This is a genomic window from Nocardia sp. NPDC051463 (assembly GCF_040681975.1).
In the GTDB taxonomy this organism is placed as follows: Bacteria; Actinomycetota; Actinomycetes; order Mycobacteriales; family Mycobacteriaceae; genus Nocardia.
In genome coordinates, this window is the sequence record NZ_JBFBAB010000016.1 from 1 (window position 1) to 16,717 (window position 16,717).

The 16,717-nt window shown below is 66.9% G+C and carries 7 protein-coding genes and 1 tRNA gene; 4 read left to right on the top strand and 4 right to left on the bottom strand.

The features are described 5' to 3' along the window. Window positions 1–820 precede the first annotated feature (820 nt). A tRNA-Lys gene (locus AB0M74_RS20870) sits at window positions 821–893 on the bottom strand. A 338-nt stretch (window positions 894–1,231) separates the two neighbouring features. On the opposite strand from AB0M74_RS20870, the gene AB0M74_RS20875 reads away from it, so the two are divergent. Then, a complete protein-coding gene (locus AB0M74_RS20875) occupies window positions 1,232–2,413 on the top strand; it encodes an Ig-like domain-containing protein (RefSeq protein WP_366527929.1) in 1,182 nt (393 codons plus the stop codon). Window positions 2,414–2,471: 58 nt separating this feature from the next. Here the strand turns inward: AB0M74_RS20875 and AB0M74_RS20880 are convergent, their stop codons facing one another. The 3 genes from AB0M74_RS20880 to AB0M74_RS20890 form a co-directional block, all read right to left on the bottom strand. Then, complete coding sequence (locus AB0M74_RS20880) at window positions 2,472–2,777, bottom strand: hypothetical protein (RefSeq protein ID WP_366527930.1); 306 nt, start codon at window positions 2,775–2,777, stop codon at window positions 2,472–2,474. Window positions 2,778–2,950: 173 nt separating this feature from the next. Beyond that, on the bottom strand, window positions 2,951–3,325 hold the full coding sequence (locus AB0M74_RS20885; protein WP_366527931.1) for a MoaF N-terminal domain-containing protein: 375 nt from the start codon (window positions 3,323–3,325) through the stop codon (window positions 2,951–2,953). A gap of 25 nt (window positions 3,326–3,350) precedes the next feature. Further along, entirely contained in the window at window positions 3,351–5,105 is a 1,755-nt protein-coding gene (locus AB0M74_RS20890; protein WP_366527932.1) for a 3-deoxy-7-phosphoheptulonate synthase, read from the bottom strand. 350 nt (window positions 5,106–5,455) lie between these two features. On the opposite strand from AB0M74_RS20890, the gene AB0M74_RS20895 reads away from it, so the two are divergent. Genes AB0M74_RS20895 through AB0M74_RS20905 form a run of 3 tightly spaced genes read left to right on the top strand, consistent with a single transcriptional unit; the run spans window position 5,456 to window position 16,284 of the window. Beyond that, entirely contained in the window at window positions 5,456–6,592 is a 1,137-nt protein-coding gene (locus AB0M74_RS20895) for a 3-oxoacyl-[acyl-carrier-protein] synthase III C-terminal domain-containing protein (RefSeq protein WP_366527933.1), read from the top strand. After that, complete coding sequence (locus AB0M74_RS20900) at window positions 6,589–8,151, top strand: AMP-binding protein (RefSeq protein WP_366527934.1); 1,563 nt, start codon at window positions 6,589–6,591, stop codon at window positions 8,149–8,151. Before AB0M74_RS20895 ends, AB0M74_RS20900 begins: the two co-directional genes overlap by 4 nt. 33 nt (window positions 8,152–8,184) lie before the next feature. Further along, window positions 8,185–16,284 (top strand): SDR family NAD(P)-dependent oxidoreductase, encoded by an 8,100-nt coding sequence (locus tag AB0M74_RS20905; protein WP_366527935.1) that lies wholly within the window; start codon window positions 8,185–8,187, stop codon window positions 16,282–16,284. Window positions 16,285–16,717: the final 433 nt, after the last annotated feature.

Sequence of the window (16,717 nt, forward strand, 5' to 3'; positions counted from 1 at the left end):
CCGAGCCCCCCGTGGGCACGCGTGTGACCCCGCCGGGGGCGTGGTGCGCCCCCCGGGGCCCGACCGTGGCGGCCGGCAACCCCCCCACTGGGTTGGCGGGGCCGCCGCGGCGTTCGGGCCAGGGCGCCGAGCTCGTCGCTCACCAACCCCGAGATCGCTGCGACGAATGCGGCGATGCCGGGCAGGTTCGGGCCCTCGGCGCCGGAGGCGGTGAATCCGCTCGGAGCGCCACTCGACCACGTCGAGCCACTCGTCATTCGGCGGGCGCACCGGCCGGGCTCCGGGAAACCCGTCGCCGTCGGTATCGAAGTCCGCGACCATGCCCCCGGCGTGGCGGCCGGCACCTCCTCGACCTTCTCCGGCGCCACAGTGAAAAGGTCAGCCTTACCGGCCCTCACCTTTTGTCGTAGCAACGGTGCTCGACCCTGGTCGGGGCCGCACGGTGCCGCGGTCGTTCAGTGGTGAAGCAAACCCCGAACGCGTTCCCGAGCCTCCGGGACTTGCGCCTGTGACGTCCAGGCGAGGGCGTGTCGTAGCGGCGGTCAGTGCATCCTCCGTTGGTCGGGTGGGAGATCTGTTGGTAATCAACGTGTTCTGGGGCGTGGCAGGGGGTTTGCATCGGTATCACGATGTCGCATGCCGGCGCTACAGCTCGTGCATGTCCGCCGAAGGAGCGGGCCATGTCGAGATCCGGCTCCGGCCGTGCGTTGAACACTTCCGACGGTTCGCGCGTGGCGAAGGACACACGCGGCGTGATCTGATTGTTGGAAACAAAAAATCCCCCCGTCGACATGGTGTCGAGGAGGGATGTGGTTTGTTGTGCGCCATCAGGGACTCGAACCCCGAACCCGCTGATTAAGAGTCAGCTGCTCTGCCAATTGAGCTAATGGCGCTTGCTCCGTGTTCCGGTGCGGGACAGACATTAACAGGCCGAGGGCACAGAAGTGAAATCGATATCCGGCGGGGGCTGTCGGTCGAGTTCTCGAGGGGTGTTAACACCCGGTGGGGTAGTGGGGATCTAACCGGTGGACTCGCCTGCGTCGACGCTACTTTCGCGTTGGTTCGGGCTCGCGGAGCTGGCAGAATATCGGGACGTGGTCTCGACCGATCCCGCCGGCGCGGTGGGTTGAGCTAGCAATCGGTTGGATCCGAAGCCATCGGTGTGCGTCTTGGCGCATCGGGACTTGAAACGGGGTTGAGAGTGAGCGTTGGGCAGGGTCGACATCGGACGATGGGGAAAGTCACCGCACCTCTGATGGTGTTCGCCGTGTTCGCGCTGGTCTTATCGGCGTGCTCATCGTCGTCGGGCAGCGCCGACGGGGTCGCTATCGACCGCAACCCCGTCACCGAACTGATCAAGCCGAAGCTGGTGTCCCCGGTCAAGGACGGTGACGTGGGGGTTTCGCCGGGTATGCCGATGGTTTACAAGGTCGACGACGGCAAGTTCACCGCCGTGACCTTGCTCAACCCGCAGGGCGAGTCGGTGAGCGGCAAGCTGGCCGCCGACGGCCGGTCCTGGGAGACCACCGAGGTGCTGGGCTACGGCAAGGCCTACCGGCTGCGCGCCGACGCGATCGGCCTCGGCGGGGCGAACTCCACCACTTTGAGCTTCACCACCAGCTCGCCGGACAGCCAGACCCATCCTTACCTGCTGCCGGGTGAGGGTGAGGTGGTCGGCATCGGGCAGCCGGTCGCGGTGCAGTTCGACGAGAACATTCCCGACCGCAAGGCCGCTCAGGATGCGATAAAGATCACCACCGAGCCCGCGGTGGAGGGCGCGTTCTATTGGGTGAACAACCGGGAGGTCCGGTGGCGGCCCGAGCACTTCTGGGCGCCGGGCTCCAAGGTCACCGTGGATGTGAATGTCTACGGCAAGAATCTGGGTAACGGCCTGTTCGGCCAGGACAACATCCACTCCTTCTTCACCGTCGGTGACGCGGTGGTCTTCACCGCCGATGACAACACCAAGCAGGTGACCGTCGAGCAGAACGGGCAGGTCGTGCGAACCATGCCGACCTCGATGGGCAAGTCGAGCACACCCACCGACAACGGCGTCTACATCGTCAGCGACCGGTTCGAGAAGATCATCATGGACTCCTCGACCTACGGCGTGCCGGTGGGTTCCTCCGATGGCTACAAGACTCCGGTCGACTACGCGACCCGCCTCTCTTACAGCGGCATCTTCTTCCATTCGGCGCCGTGGTCGGTCGGCCAGCAGGGGTACTCGAACACCAGCCACGGCTGTCTGAACCTGAGTCCTGCCAATGCCCAGTGGGTCTATCAGAATGCCAAGCGCGGCGACATCACCATCGTCAAGAACACGGTGGGCGGGATCCTGTCGGGTGTCGACGGCCTCGGTGACTGGAACATCCCGTGGCCGGAATGGAAGGCGGGCAACGCCGAGGCCCGGTGACGACCGCGTGAAACCCGCCTCGCGCCGGGGCCTTTTCCTGTCCTGGGACGGGCGGAGGTCAGGGAATGACAGGTCCTGGCGTGCCCGGGCAGGTGAGATTCGCGTTGATCGCGCTGCCCAACGCGGCGCACAGCAGTGGGCCGCCGAAGAGGAGCTTTTCGAAGGCGGCCAAGGCCGCGCCCGAGGACCCGGTGCCCGAGGACCCGGTCGTGGTCACCCCGCCCGCCGATCCGGTGCTGCCCGATCCGGTCGAGGACTCCAGTCCGGTCGACTCCATCGGTGTTCCGAGATCCGCGGCGGCCGTCCCGGTGGCTCCGGTCAGCAATGTTGCGCCGACGAGGGCCGCGATAACTGTGGCACGCATCACGAACTGTTGTCTTTCTTGTCAACCAGGGCGATGCCTGGCGACACCTCCCCTCGAGCCGCAGTCTACGGAGTGAAACGGAGATCTGTCAGACAATCGGTGAAGTCGCTATGGTCGATCGGCGATGGTGATGTGCGACAGCGAAACTGCCTGTCGGGCAACGTGGTCAGCGTTCAGGATGTGCGCTCGGCCTGCAGGATCTCGCCGATATCGAAGAATTCCCACTGGTTGGGCGGCATCATCGCGGTGACGTGGACCTGCCGCTGCTCGAAATCCAGTAGCAGTGCCACATGGATGCCCGGCTTCAGGGTCCAGCAGACCAGGTAGAAGTCCTCGCGCAGCTTGCGCGCACGATAGGCAATCGCGTCGACCGCGTGCTGGTTGGGGTCGCTGAGCAGGACGAAGCCGAGATGGTCCGCGGTGAATGTCATGCGGTAGTGGTTGCCGGTCGTGTATCGGTACTCGATCACCGTTCCGGCCAGCTCGGTGGTGGACGGACCGCCGATCAGATCGGGGTGGCCTGCGGTCTCCTGCGCTGAGTCGGTCATTTCTCTCTCTCCATGGAAAAGGGTTTCAGGACGCGATGCTGGGAAGGGCGTGGAGCTCGTGGTGCGCGATGGTGACGCAGTGCAGTGCCTGGGCGGGGTTCAGCCGCCGCGACGACGCCAGGCGCAGACCACCGGGGATCGCACCCGTGCGGCGACATGCGTCGAAGAAGCCGTGTATTTCGACCGCGATCGCCTCGAAGTCGGTGGTCTCGCGTCCATGGCCGCTGCGGCCAGTGGTGGCGGGTATCGGATCGCAGACCCAGGCGACCGGCACTCCGGTGGCCATGACGGCCGCCAGCAGCGGTGGCAGCAGCGCGGTGTCGAGGCGGGCGATCAGCGTGAGTCTGCCCGGCGTCCTGTCGGGGTTGAGCCGCAGGCACAGCGCGGCGATATCGTCCGGCTCGGCGGTCGGTCCGACGGTGACTGCGATCGGGTTGCCGATCGCGGTCACGAGTCGCAGGCGAGCCTCGTTGTCGGTGTGGTGGCCGATCCGCAGGAGGTGGGCCGAGCCTGCCCACCAACGGCCGTCGTCACCGCGACGCGTCAGCGCGGGTGTGTAGGGCAGTAGCGCTTCGTGTGAGGTCCACAGCCGTGGCACCAGGCTGTGCACCTGGCGGCCGCCTGCGGGTGCGGTGGTGGCGCCCGCGAACATGTCGGCGACGTTGCGTAACAGGTCCGCCGACAACGGATTCGGGCAGGCATCGGCGGCCTGATCCAACAGGGCGACCGCCGGTGCGGGCGGCGCTACCGGATGGGTCCGAAGGTGATTGAATGTCGCTGCCGCATGCAGATACCTCGACAGCAACTCCTGGGGATCGGGGTTCGGTGCGGACCATGGCCTTGCGCGCTGATCGGCGATCCGACTGATCGTCACGATGCGCCGACCCGATCCGAACGCCAGGACCGCGGCTGCGGCCGCCGCCATCGCCTGGCCGGCAATGAGCATGTCCGCGCGGCGGTTCGCGAGTGTGTCGACGTGGTTTCCCATGTGCAGTGCGAACGCTTGTCCGGCCGTCACCATGGCGAGTTCGGATGTGAGAGTGTCGCATTCGTCGGCGCTCACCAGTGGGGGCAGTTCGCGCAGCTGATCGGCACCGGTACTGGCGGCGTCCAGCCATGGCGACACTGTGGTCGATTCGCCTGCCCAGCGCGACGGTGATACCGGCTCGTCATCCCAGGGCAGTTCGGGATGTTCGACGAGGAGTTCGGGTGAGATCAGACCGGGATTGAAGCTCTCCCGGATATAGCACAGTGGGCCTGCCTCGACCCGCATGATGTAGGACCGTGACGCGCACACCCGCTGATCGGGCCATCGTGCCAAGCCCGCCCGCAGCAACTCGCGGCGTTGGGCGACCTGGCGGGCCTGCAGGCTGTGTCCGATGGCGGTGTCGACACTGTCGAGCTTGTGCTGCGCGCCCACACCTACGGCGCTGACGACGTAATTGACCGATACCGGAATCGAATCCGGGTCGAGCAAGCATGATCGCCGGACCATCACTTCGGTGCCGGACGGTAACTGCAATGGTGCTCGAACGGTGTCGGGCAGCCGGTCGGCGGACATGATGTCCTGGCGTAGCACCCGCACCCGCAAGGTGGTGCCGAGCGCTGCTTCCAGCGCCGGTGTGGTCAGGTTCGTGTTGGCGACGAGCATTCGAGTAGTCGGATCGGCGAACCGTGCCGCACCGGCCGTCGCCGCCGAATCGGGCTGGCCGAGACGTGGTCGGCACCGCGCCGTGCCGATGGGATTCTTCTCGCGGGGAAAAGCGGTCGCGGCTTCCATCTCATGCATTGGACCCAAACCCGTTTATCTTTTTGATGATTCGCCCTTTGCGGCATCATCCTGCACCTATTTCTTCGGTCTGTCTACTCGAGAAAGCGAAAGAGTCGGCTTCTGGTCCGCCAATAGCCGGCCATATCTAATGCGTATCGTTAACTTTTGGTTATCGAAGATGTCGGTATGCGTAGGTATGTGAATTCATGTGTCGGACATCACGATCGATAGTGGTTATCGTCGTGTTCTGTTGGTTGACAGTGTCGCACTGGAAGGTGATTATCAGATCCCACACGTTCGACGATCGGGTATTCGTCAAACACTTCGCTACGTCTGTTCAAGGGCATAGGTGAAAAGGCATGACCGCGGCCGTAATTGACCCATACCTCGTTGCTATCGCCACGGAGGTTCCCCCTCATCGATATTCGACCGAGGAGTTACTCGCCGCCAGTCGCGGGCATTTGTCCGACAAGCTCGGGGCAATGCTGGGCAGCCTCGGCATCGAGCAGCGGCACTCGGTGCTCGCCAACTATCCGGATGTGCTGTTTCAGGGTGCCGAACCGCAGTTGACCATCGCCGCGGCCGATCTCGCGGTCCGGGCCGCTCGCAAATGCCTTGCCAAAGCTGATGTTTCGCCCGACTCGATCGGCCTCGTGCTCGGCGTGAGCAGCACTCCGGGACGGCTGCTGCCGAGCTTGGTTTGCGACATATTCGCGCGGATGCCGGAACTGCCACGGACCGCGCCGAATCTGAGCATCGAATATATGGGCTGTTCGGCGATGGCGAAGGCGGTCGAGACGGCGAGGTGGTTCCTCACCTGTAACCCAGGCAAGCGGGTCCTGGTCTGCTTCATGGAAGCGATCACGCCGTTGTCTCCGGTGCTTCCGGCCTTCTACTCACATTTCTCGGAAGTGGGTCCGCAGCAGCGTCAAGGCACCGTCGACGTCATGCACGGGTTTCTGTTCGCGGACGCGGCCGTTGCCATGGTGTTCGGCGCGGAGGGCGACGGACCATCGTTCGGCCCGGTGGCCAACCTGACCAACGAGCTGGCGTCGGACGCCGAACTCGGCACCGTTCCGGACGGTGGCTCGGACATCCCGGTGGTGCACGGGCGTCGCATCTACACGCTGAGTCCCTATGTCACACCGCGCGGCGCCCACTACGCCAGTGAGACGGTGCGCATGACATTGGAGGACGACTCCTGCGAGTTGTCCAAGCCTGCCGACGCCGCGGCGCTGCTCCTGCACACCGGCAGCATGCGCATCGTCGACGCGCTGTGCGCCGAGTTCGGCGTCGACAAGGACAGTGAGGTTGTCGCCTCGTCGTACCGAGTGCTGCGCGACCACGGCAACACCCTCGGATGTTCGGTTCCCCTCATGGTGGCGGAGCCGGTGCACCGCCCGGCCGGGCAGGGCCTGCTGGTGGCATTCGGATTGAGCTTCAGTTGCGGCGCGTTCACGATGACGGTCCCCGAAGGTGGATGGAATCCCCAGTGAACGCAACGGATTTCGATGTCGCTGTCGCCGTCGGGCAACGCAACCTCGCCGAATTCGTGTGGGGAGCCGGTGACCGGGACGGGGTCGCGCTGATCGAGCACTCGACCGGCCGGACCTACCGACATCGGGAACTCGTCTTCGCCGCAAGGCGATTCGCGGCCGCGCTGGCTCAGCGCGGGCTGCACCCCGGTGCCAATGTGGCGGTGATCTGTCCCAACGGCGCCGAGTTCATCGCCGCGTACTACGGTGTGCTGCTCGTCGGCGGTGTGGTTCTCGCGCTGGATCCGTTGGGTGCCATCGACGAATGGGAGGCTGCGCTGGCCCGTACGCCTGCCGGCTTCGCCGTCGTGACCGGCGCAGTGTGGCACACGCTTGTGCGAGAGCGCCGTGCGGAGCGATTCCAGCACGTGGTGGTGACAGACGACGACGGCACGGTTGCGGCGGCGCGGACCGGCGCGGTGGTCGGGTGGGGCGCGCTGCTCGCCGAAGCCACGACGACCGTTCCCGCGGCCGCAGGTGGTGACCGCGCGGCGATGCTGATCGCGTCGAGCGGGACCCAGGGCGAGCCCAAGCAGATCGTGCTGACCCACCGCAATATCGCCGCGAATCTCGTGCAGATCGATCTCGCGCACCGGCTGACCACGCAGGACGTCGTGCTCGGTCTCACTCCGTTCCGCCATGTGTACGGGATGCTCCATCCGCTCAACAGCACGCTGCGAGTCCGGGGGACGGTTGTCACGGTGGCCACTCCGTTCACCGCCGCGGACCTGCTCGACACCATCCACCGTCGGCGCATCACCGTCGCGTACCTGGTGCCGAGCGTGTTGGCCGAACTTGCCACGTTCCCCGACGTCGAACGCTACGACACCAGCAGTGTGCGGCTGGTCTACTCGGGCGGTGCGCCACTGCCCGTCGAAGTCGCGGCGACATGCGCGCGAATCCTGGGAGCGCCGGTTGTGCAGGGCTACGGCATGACCGAAGCCTGCTGCACCTACGCCCCGCCCGACATCGATCCAGGGCCGCCCGGATCGATCGGTCTGCCCGTGCCGGGGACACAGACCCGATTCGTCGATCCCGACACCGGCCTCGATGTCGACGAAGCCGACCCCGGCGAAATCTGGATCCGTGGTCCGCAGGTTTCGCCGGGCTTCGTACAGGGCGACGGCGAGATTGTTCCGGTCACCGACGCGGACGGCTGGCTGCACACCGGCGACATCGGTCGTCGCGATGCCAGGGGCTACGTCACCATCACCGGTCGGGCCAAGCAACTCATCAAGTACAAGGGGCACCAGGTCGCGCCCGCCGAGCTCGAAGCGATCCTGCTCGGTCATCCGAATGTCGCCGACGCGGTGGTAGTGGGAGTTCCGGACGAGATCGCCGGGGAGATCCCGGTGGCCTACGTGGTCCTGAGCACCGCTGTCCCGCTCGATGACGTGTCGGCCTACGTCGCCGAGCGGGTCGCGCCGTACAAGAAGATCCGCCGCATCGAGGCGGTCACCAGCATTCCTCGGTCCGCCATGGGCAAGCCGCTGCGCGGCGGCCTGGGGCGCGCGCACTGATCACCGCCGCACTGATCTCATCGGGAGTACCCCATGCGCCACACACTTCCGTCGCTGTTCGAAGCCGCCGCCGACGCCGGGGGTGCGCAACCGGCGGTCTTCGTGGACGGCGGCTACCGGTCCTGGGCGCAGTGGCGCGCCGAGGCCCATGCGCTGGCGCGTGGATTACAGGATCTCGGTATCGGTCCGGGCGACGTGGTCGCCGTGCACCTGCCCAACTGCTGGGAGTTCCTGACGGTGCATGTCGCCGTCGCGGCCGCGGGCGCGACCATGCTGCCCCTGCACATGGGGCTCGGGGCCAACGAACTGCGCGCGCTGCTCGCCAGAACTCGGGCCGCTACTTTGGTCGGCACCGCCGATCGCATACACGGATTGCTCGCCGAGCTGCGTGCGGGATCCCCGGCGCTGCGGCACGTGCTGGTTGTCGGTGATGCGGACTTCGCACCGAATGATGTTCTGGCACTGGAGGATGTGTCGCGGCGGTGGGCAGGCAAGGCACCGCTGCCGATCCAAGTCGGCCCGGACGACCCCTTCGTGCTGCTCCCGTCGTCCGGTACGACCTCGTTGCGCCAGAAGATCTGTATGCACACCCACGACGCCCTCCTGTCGAACGCCGTCGCCGTGGCTGCCGACGGTCGTGCTCGCGATACGGACACGATCATCAGCGCCAGCCTCTTCACGCATCTGTTCGGCCTGCTCTCGGTGCACGTCAGCCTCGTGACCCACGGCCGCCAGGCCCTGCTGCGTGGCTGGGACGTACGGGAATTGCTGCGGCTGGCAGCCGCGAGCGAGGCGGGTGTGCTCTACGCGGTTCCGGCGCAAATCCGCGACATCGTGTCCCTGCTGGGAGCCTCCGGCGACGACTGTGGGATCCGGCTGACGGAAGTGCGGGCCAGTGGCGCGGCCATCTCCGCCACGCTCGTCGAAGACGCCCGGCGGCTGCTCGGTGCACGCGTGATTTCGCACTGGGGCATGTCCGAGGTGGGTGCCGGCCTGTACACCCGGCCCGATGATCCCCCGCGCGCGGCGACCAGCGGTGTCGGCCGTCCGGTATCCGGCGGCCGGGTTCGGGTCGTCGGTGAAGACGGAAGTCCCTGCGGTACAGGTGAAACCGGCGAACTCCAATTTCGTGGGCCCTCGATGTTCACCGAATACTTCGAGGAACCGGAACTGACGAGGAATGCGCTGACCGTCGACGGATGGTTGCGTACCGGGGACCGTGCCGTCCTGAACGACGACGGCACGGTCAGCTTCCGTGGCCGGGACGCCGAAGTGATCAATGTCGGTGGTGTGAAGTTCAGCGCGTCCGAGATCGAGATGCTGCTCGATGACCTGCCTGCGCCGCGGCTGCTCGCCGTGGTCGGCCGACCGGACGACCGTCTGGGCGAATACCCCTGTCTGGTAGTGACTTTGCGCGCGGGCGCCGCGCTCACGTTGCGTGAGGTGACCGGGCATTTGGCGGCCAAAGGTGTTGCGGAGTACAAGATCCCGGCCGAGCTCATCGTGCAGGAGGAGATACCGTGCACGCCGACCGGCAAGATCGCCAGGCGCAGACTCGCCGCGATGCTGGACGGTGATGTTTCACGCCCGCAGTCGGTCTGGGTGCGACGCATGCTGGCGCTACCGCCGTCCGAACGACTGCGCCACGCCCTCGATCTGGTTCGTGACCAGGTGGGTGTGGTGCTGGGTGATCCAGGATCGATCGGTCCCGACCAGGTTTTCACCGATTTCGGCATGAAATCCCTGACCGCGGTGCGATTGCGCGCCGCCTTGTCCGAGGCCACCGGATTCGCCCTGCCCGCGACCACCGCCTACGACCTGCCTACCCCGAACCTGCTCGCTCGGCACCTTTGTGAGTTACTGGCCGAAAAGTCGCCGGTCGGCAGCCCTGCCACGCCGAACCGTGCACGACCGGCCGCGCAGGACCCGGTGGTCATCGTGGGCATGGGATGCCGGCTGCCCGGCGATACCGCGTCTCCCGAGGAGTTCTGGGAACTGCTGGTGGCGGGACGGGAGACCCTCGGCGAGTTCCCCACCGATCGCGGCTGGGGTTTCGATCCGGACGCCACCTTCACCCGGCGGGGCAGCTTCCTGCGCGACGCCGCCTGGTTCGACCCCGCCTTCTTCGGGATATCACCCCGTGAAGCCATGACCATGGACCCGCAGCAACGACTCCTGCTGGAAACGACATGGGAGGCACTCGAACACGCCGGGATCGACCCGAACATGCTGCGGGACACCGAGACCGGTGTCTTCGTCGGTGCTATGGCCTCGGACTACCTGCCACGCACCTATGAGTCGGTCACGCATTCCGATGTGGGCGCGATGACCGGCAATGCGGGTGGGGTCGCCTCCGGCCGGATCTCCTATGTGCTCGGGCTACACGGCCCGGCGCTCACCGTGGACACGGCATGCTCCTCTTCCCTGGTCGCGCTCCATCTGGCGGCCCGATCGCTGCGGGCCGGGGAATGCTCGATGGCGTTGGTCGGCGGTGCGACGGTGATGTCGACGCAGGCCACCTTCGCGGAATTCGCGCGACAGGGCGCCCTCGCAGCCGACGGACGGTGCAAGTCCTTCGCCGCCGCGGCCGATGGAACGGGCTGGGGTGAAGCGGTCGGCGTCCTCGTCCTCGAACGGCTCTCCGACGCGCGCCGGTCAGGCCATCGCGTGCTCGGCGTCATCCGCGGCAGCGCCGTGAACTCCGACGGCACCTCCAATGGGTTGACCGCGCCGAACGGCCGTGCGCAGCAACGAGTTATCCGTCGCGCACTGGCCGACGCCGAGCTGGATCCGTCCGATATCGACGCGGTCGAAGCGCACGGTACCGGCACCACGCTCGGTGACCCGATCGAGGCTCAGGCGATCCTGGCGACCTATGGGCAGGACCGTGAGCGGCCGTTGCTGCTCGGTTCGATGAAATCGAACCTCGGGCACGCACAAGCCGCCGCAGGCATTGTCGGCACGATCAAGATGCTCCTGGCAATGCGGAACGGGCTGGTGCCCAAGACGTTGCATGTGGACGTGCCCTCCCCACACGTGGACTGGGCGGCGGGCGCGGTGCGCCTCGTCACCGAAGCGGCGCCGTGGCCGGAGACCGGGAGACCGCGTCGCGCGGGCATTTCCGCATTCGGGATCAGCGGCACGAACGCACACGTCATTCTCGAACAAGCTCCGCACGAGCGGGACGGGCAAGGACGGGACGGGCAGGGACGGGACGGGCAGGGACGGGACGGCACGGAGGGGGATGGCGACGGACGAGGTGACACGCGACAGCGCGGTGCCGATCTCGGTGACCGTGGCGCGAGTGGCCATGGGCAGCACGAGCCGGGCTCGGATGGCACTGGCCAGGGTGCCACCCGACGGGACGATCGTGGACAGCGTGGCACCGAGCAGTGCAGCGGAACCGATGACCGCACCGCCAGCCCGGCGAATCTGGTTGTGCCGTTGGTCTTCTCGGCATCGACGACAGGGGCTCTGGCAGCTCAGGCGGGACGGCTCGCTTCCCTCCTGAGCAGTGGCGCGGTACCTAGGGATGTCGGTTACTCCCTGACCACCACCCGCGCGACGTTCGAGCATCGGGCGGTCGTGCTCGACGCCGATCGTGACGACCTGGCCGCGCTGATGGCGGGGACTCCCGGCGCTGCGGTCACAGGGCGTGCCGACCTCAGCGGGGGAGCGGTGTTCGTTTTCCCGGGGCACGGCGCCCAATGGGCCGGAATGGGATCCGAACTGCTCGGTACGGCCCCGGTCTTCGCGGCCGCGATGGCCGAGTGCGAGGACGCGCTGGCGGAGTTCGTCGACTGGTCGTTGACCGAGGTCATTGCCGACGAATCGGCCTTGCGCCGAACCGAAGTCGTGCAACCGGTGCTGTTCGCGGTCACGGTTTCGCTGGCCCGGCTGTGGCAGCACCACGGCGTCGAGCCCGCCGCTGTGATCGGTCACTCCCAGGGCGAGATCGCCGCCGCGCACGTCGCGGGCGTGCTGTCCTTGCGTGATGCGATCCGAGCCGTCGTCCGCCGTGGTGAGCTGTGCGCCGCGCTGAGCGGCATGATGCTGTCGGTCGGATCGATCGAAGACATCGAGCATTATCTCGCCACTTACCCGGCGGTGAGCATCGCCGCGTGTAACAGCCGCTCCTCGACGGTGCTGGCCGGAGATGCCGAATCCCTCATCGCGCTCGCGAAGGATTACCGCGATGCGGGCAAGCCGGCTCACGTGGTGCCGATCGGCTACGCGTCACACTCGGCACATGTCGAGCCCATCCGTGACCGGCTGTTGGCAGACCTGGCCGACCTGAGCCCACGGCCGGCGCGCATTCCCTGGTATTCGACGGTGACCGGCCAACCGATGACCGGCCGCGATGCCGACGCCGGTTACTGGTACGACAACCTGCGCCACCCGGTGCAATTCGCCGCGACCGTGGAATCGCTGGCGTCCGCGGGGTTCAGCCATTTCATCGAGGTCGGGCCCCACCCTGTGCTGACCACCGCGATACAGGAGACAGTCGGCGGCAGCGGCCTAGCGGTCGGTACCTTACGTCGCGGCCATGGCGGCCTGCACCGGTTCGCCGCTTCGCTCGCCCAGACGTATGTCCGTGGGCTGCCGATCGATTGGACGAGATTCTTCGACGGCGGCAGTGCCCGACGCATCGACCTACCCACCTATCCGTTTCAGCGCGGCCACTACTGGGTCGGTCGAACCAGACAGTCGAGCGCGGCAGAGCTCGGTCAACAAGACATCACGCATCCGCTGGTGTCGGCACTCGTCGAGCACCCCGACCAACAGGGTGTGACCTGCACTGGCCTGATCTCGCCCGCCCAGCAGCCTTGGCTGACCGATCATCGGGTGCACGGTGCTGTCGTGGTGCCGGGAACCGCCCTGGTCGAGCTGGCTATCCACCTCGGCCAGCGGTTCGGCTGCCACCGGGTCGACGAGCTGGTCATGCACGCCCCGCTGATGGTGCCGGAGGATGGCGTCCGGCTCCAGGTGCGGATGACACAAGAAGAGGAAAAGCGCGTCGTCGTCGCGGTGCACTCGAGGATTACCGGACAGGAGTCCTGGACCGAGCACCTGACCGGTGCGCTCGTGCCGGAAACGGACACCGCGGTGTCCGGGTTCGAGTTCGCCACCTGGCCGCCGCCGGGAGCACAACGCATTGATATCGACACCGTGTACGAGTCGCTGCTCGAGGCGGGTGTCGCGCACGGCCCGGCCTTCCGTGGGCTGGGCGCACTGTGGCGGCGCGATGCCGAACTCTTCGCCGAAGTCGCATTGCCCGATGACCTTTCGACCGGATCTTTCCTGCTGCATCCTGCTCTGCTCGACGCGGCGTTGCATCCGATCGCGGTGAGGCAAGACCATAGCGATACCGCGGTGCAGCGGGCAGGAGCGGGCGTCGCTCGTGGACCGGACGAGTCGACTCCTCGCCCACAGCCGATGCTGCCGTTCGCTTGGCGGGGTGTGAGCCTCTTCGCGACCGGGGCGAGGGCGTTGCGAGTGCGGTTGCGTCCCGAGGCCGATCGACCCGGTGGGATCGCACTGGATATCGCCGACGACCTCGGCAGAGGTGTCGCACGAGTGGAGTCGCTGATCTGCCGCCGCACCGACGGCGTGCTCCCGGGTAGCGCCATCGCGCCGAACACGCTGTTCCGGATCGGCTGGAAGCACGCGGGCCAACGGTCCGACGACGACCGTGAGCTGCTCGACGTCAGCGCCGTGTCCGACCTTCGGACCGCGCTGAATCTCGTGTTGACCGCTCTGCAGCGCAAGGCAGTCGAACACACCGGATTGATCGTGCTGACCAGGAATGCCGTGGCCACGGCGGATGTCGAGGACACCGATCCCGTGCAGGCCGCCGTGTGGGGCCTGGTTCGCTCCGCCCAGCGGGAGCATCCGGGCCTGTTCGTCCTCGCCGACACCGACGACCCGACCGCATTCGAGCGAGCAGTGCCCGAGGGGGAATTCGAGTTCGCGGTTCGCGCGGACTCGGTTCTCGTCCCCCGCCTGATCAGGCAGCGAGCAGCCCGGGCACAGACGGCCGCGAATGCAGGCGGCGCAGCGTCGGTGACCGGCGGCAGCGCACCGGTGACCGATGATGCCGCTCCCGTGACCGGCGGCGTTGCGCTCGCTTCGGGTGGGATTGCGTTGGTCACCGATGACGCTCTCCCCGCGATCGACGGCACTGTCCTCGTGACCGGCGGGACCGGTGGCCTCGGGCGGCGGCTGGCCCTGCACCTGGCCCAGCGGCACCGCGTGCGGCATCTGCTGCTGATCTCACGGAGCGGCTCCGATGCCCCCGGTGCGCAGACGCTGCGTGCTGAACTGGCGGAACTCGGTGCCGACGTGCGCATCGTCGCCTGCGACGTGGGTGACCGCGCCGCCCTTGCGGCAGTAGTGGCAGGCATCGATCCACAACACCCGCTGATCGGTGTCGTCCACGCGGCGGGGATCGTCGACGACGGGGTGCTCGGTGCGCTGAACGCGGATCGAATCGAGAAGGTGCTGCGGTCGAAAGCCGATGCGGCGCGGCATCTGCACGAGCTCACCCAAGACCTTCCGATCCGGTTATTCGTCTTGTTCTCCTCGATCGCCGGTCTGCTCGGCAGCCCCGGCCAGGCCAATTACGGTGCGGCGAATACCTACCTGGACGGATTGGCGGCGCATCGCCGGGCGCGGGGTCTGCCCGCGGTCTCGGTGGCCTGGGGGCTGTGGCCACAGGCCACCGGGATGACGAGCACGCTGACCGCCGCTGACCACGCCAGGATGTCCCGCAACGGCATCCTCGCGCTCTCCGACGCGGACGGTCTCGCGCTGTTCGATGCCGCACTGACCGCCGGTCCGGCGCTGTTGGCAGCGATACGCGTCGATCTCGCCGCGATCGGCTCGACACTGACAGCGCCGATCTGGCATGAGCTGGTCGATCCGGTGCGGGAGTCTCCCGTCCCAGCCCCTAGGCCGGTGGCGACGGCCGCCACACCATCGGACTCGCTTCGCCGTCAACTCACCGGACTCGACCCAGCCGACCAGGTTCGGCTCATCGAGGACATGGTCAGGGGTCACGTCGCGGCCTTGCTCGGCTATCGAGACACGGCGGCGGTGGCGCTGGATCGCAAGTTCCTGGAGATCGGCTTCGACTCGCTGTCGGCGAAGGAATTGCACGACGCCGTGAACACGGCGACCGGTCTCCGCTTGCCTTTCATGGCCGTGTTCGATGCGGAGACCCCCGGCGCGCTCGCTAGGCGAGTGTGGAACGAGCTGATCGGGCCGCCGCCCACACCGGAGACCGAGCCGGTCGCGACGGTTTCGCGCTATGCGGAGTCGGTCCGAGCGGTCGTCCAGCACGCAGTCGCCGCGGGCCGCCCGGAGGTGGCCTTCAGCATGATGCGGGCGGCCGCGGATCTGCGGCCATCCTTCACCGACAGTGCCGATCGTGGCCCGGTCGTCGCGGCCACCACCTTGACCGACGGACCGCACCGTACCCGCCTGATCGCCCTCAGCTCGCCGATGGCCAATGGCGGTGTCCACCAGCATGCCCGGCTCGCCACACATTTCCGGGACGCAGTGCGTTTCTCGGCAGTGCCGTTGCCCGGCTTCGCGTCCGGCGAGAAGCTGCCTGATTCCGCCGAAGCCGCTGTCACCGCGGTCGTGGACAGCGTGCTCGGTGCCGCAGCGGGCGAGCCCTTCGTGCTGCTCGGCTACTCGTCGGGCGGTGCGCTGGCGTATGCCGCCGCGCGGCGTCTCGAACGCAGCCCACGGGGTCGACTCGCCGCGCTGGTGATGATCGACACGTTCCGGATCGATGACCCGACGGTCCCGATCGAGACGATTCTGCGCGAGATGTTCGTGGATGAGACCGGTATCGCCGGACCCACCGGTGACCGGCTCTCGGCAATGGGCCGCTGGCTCGCGGTGATGTCCGACATGGACTTCGCCCCGATCGAGGTGCCGGTGTTGTTCGTTCGGGCCACGGAGCCGTTCGCTCCCGGTACGGGGGACCCGGCCCGTTGGCAGACGCGGCCGTTCCACGACACCCATGATCTGCGGACCGTGCGATCGGATCATTTCGGCCTGGTCGGCCGGGATTCCGAACATACTGCCCAGGTCGTCCGAGCATGGCTCGAGGAACATTTGTGACCCTGACGGCTGGCAGCCACCCTGCTACCTGTGGGGCGGAATACTCGCCATGTCTGCTCGCGAGTCGGATAAAAGGGCCAGGTCAGAACGTTTACGCTCAGACCTGGCCCGTACAGGGTCCCCGATGTCCCAGCATACGAACTGCGAAATCCTGGTCGCCGGGCCCGAGATCGTCGTTCGGCCGGTCGCGACGCTGGTGCGATAGATCCGCTGGCCGCGGTGGTCAGCTCTCAGTCGGCAGTTGCCGTGGCCATTCCTGGGCTGTGTGCGTCGGTGCCCTGGGGGAGGCACGTACCACATCTACAACAAATCGGGCGCGTGGCAAACTGCAGATCTCCGCCGAATTTGCGACAGATCGGCGGCTCTATCGTCGGGTAGCCAGCTGCTCGATACAGGCTGCAGTCGTCGCTGACAATGACCCATGTCGGTGATG

What these genes read in the sequence shown, in the direction of transcription:
- AB0M74_RS20885 (WP_366527931.1), bottom strand. Translation starts at nt 3,325, where the DNA reads ATGACCGACTCAGCGCAGGAGACCGCAGGCCACCCCGATCTGATCGGC.
- AB0M74_RS20875 (WP_366527929.1), top strand. Translation starts at nt 1,232, where the DNA reads ATGGGGAAAGTCACCGCACCTCTGATGGTGTTCGCCGTGTTCGCGCTG.
- AB0M74_RS20890 (WP_366527932.1), bottom strand. Translation starts at nt 5,105, where the DNA reads ATGGAAGCCGCGACCGCTTTTCCCCGCGAGAAGAATCCCATCGGCACG.
- AB0M74_RS20895 (WP_366527933.1), top strand. Translation starts at nt 5,456, where the DNA reads ATGACCGCGGCCGTAATTGACCCATACCTCGTTGCTATCGCCACGGAG.
- AB0M74_RS20880 (WP_366527930.1), bottom strand. Translation starts at nt 2,777, where the DNA reads ATGCGTGCCACAGTTATCGCGGCCCTCGTCGGCGCAACATTGCTGACC.
- AB0M74_RS20905 (WP_366527935.1), top strand. Translation starts at nt 8,185, where the DNA reads ATGCGCCACACACTTCCGTCGCTGTTCGAAGCCGCCGCCGACGCCGGG.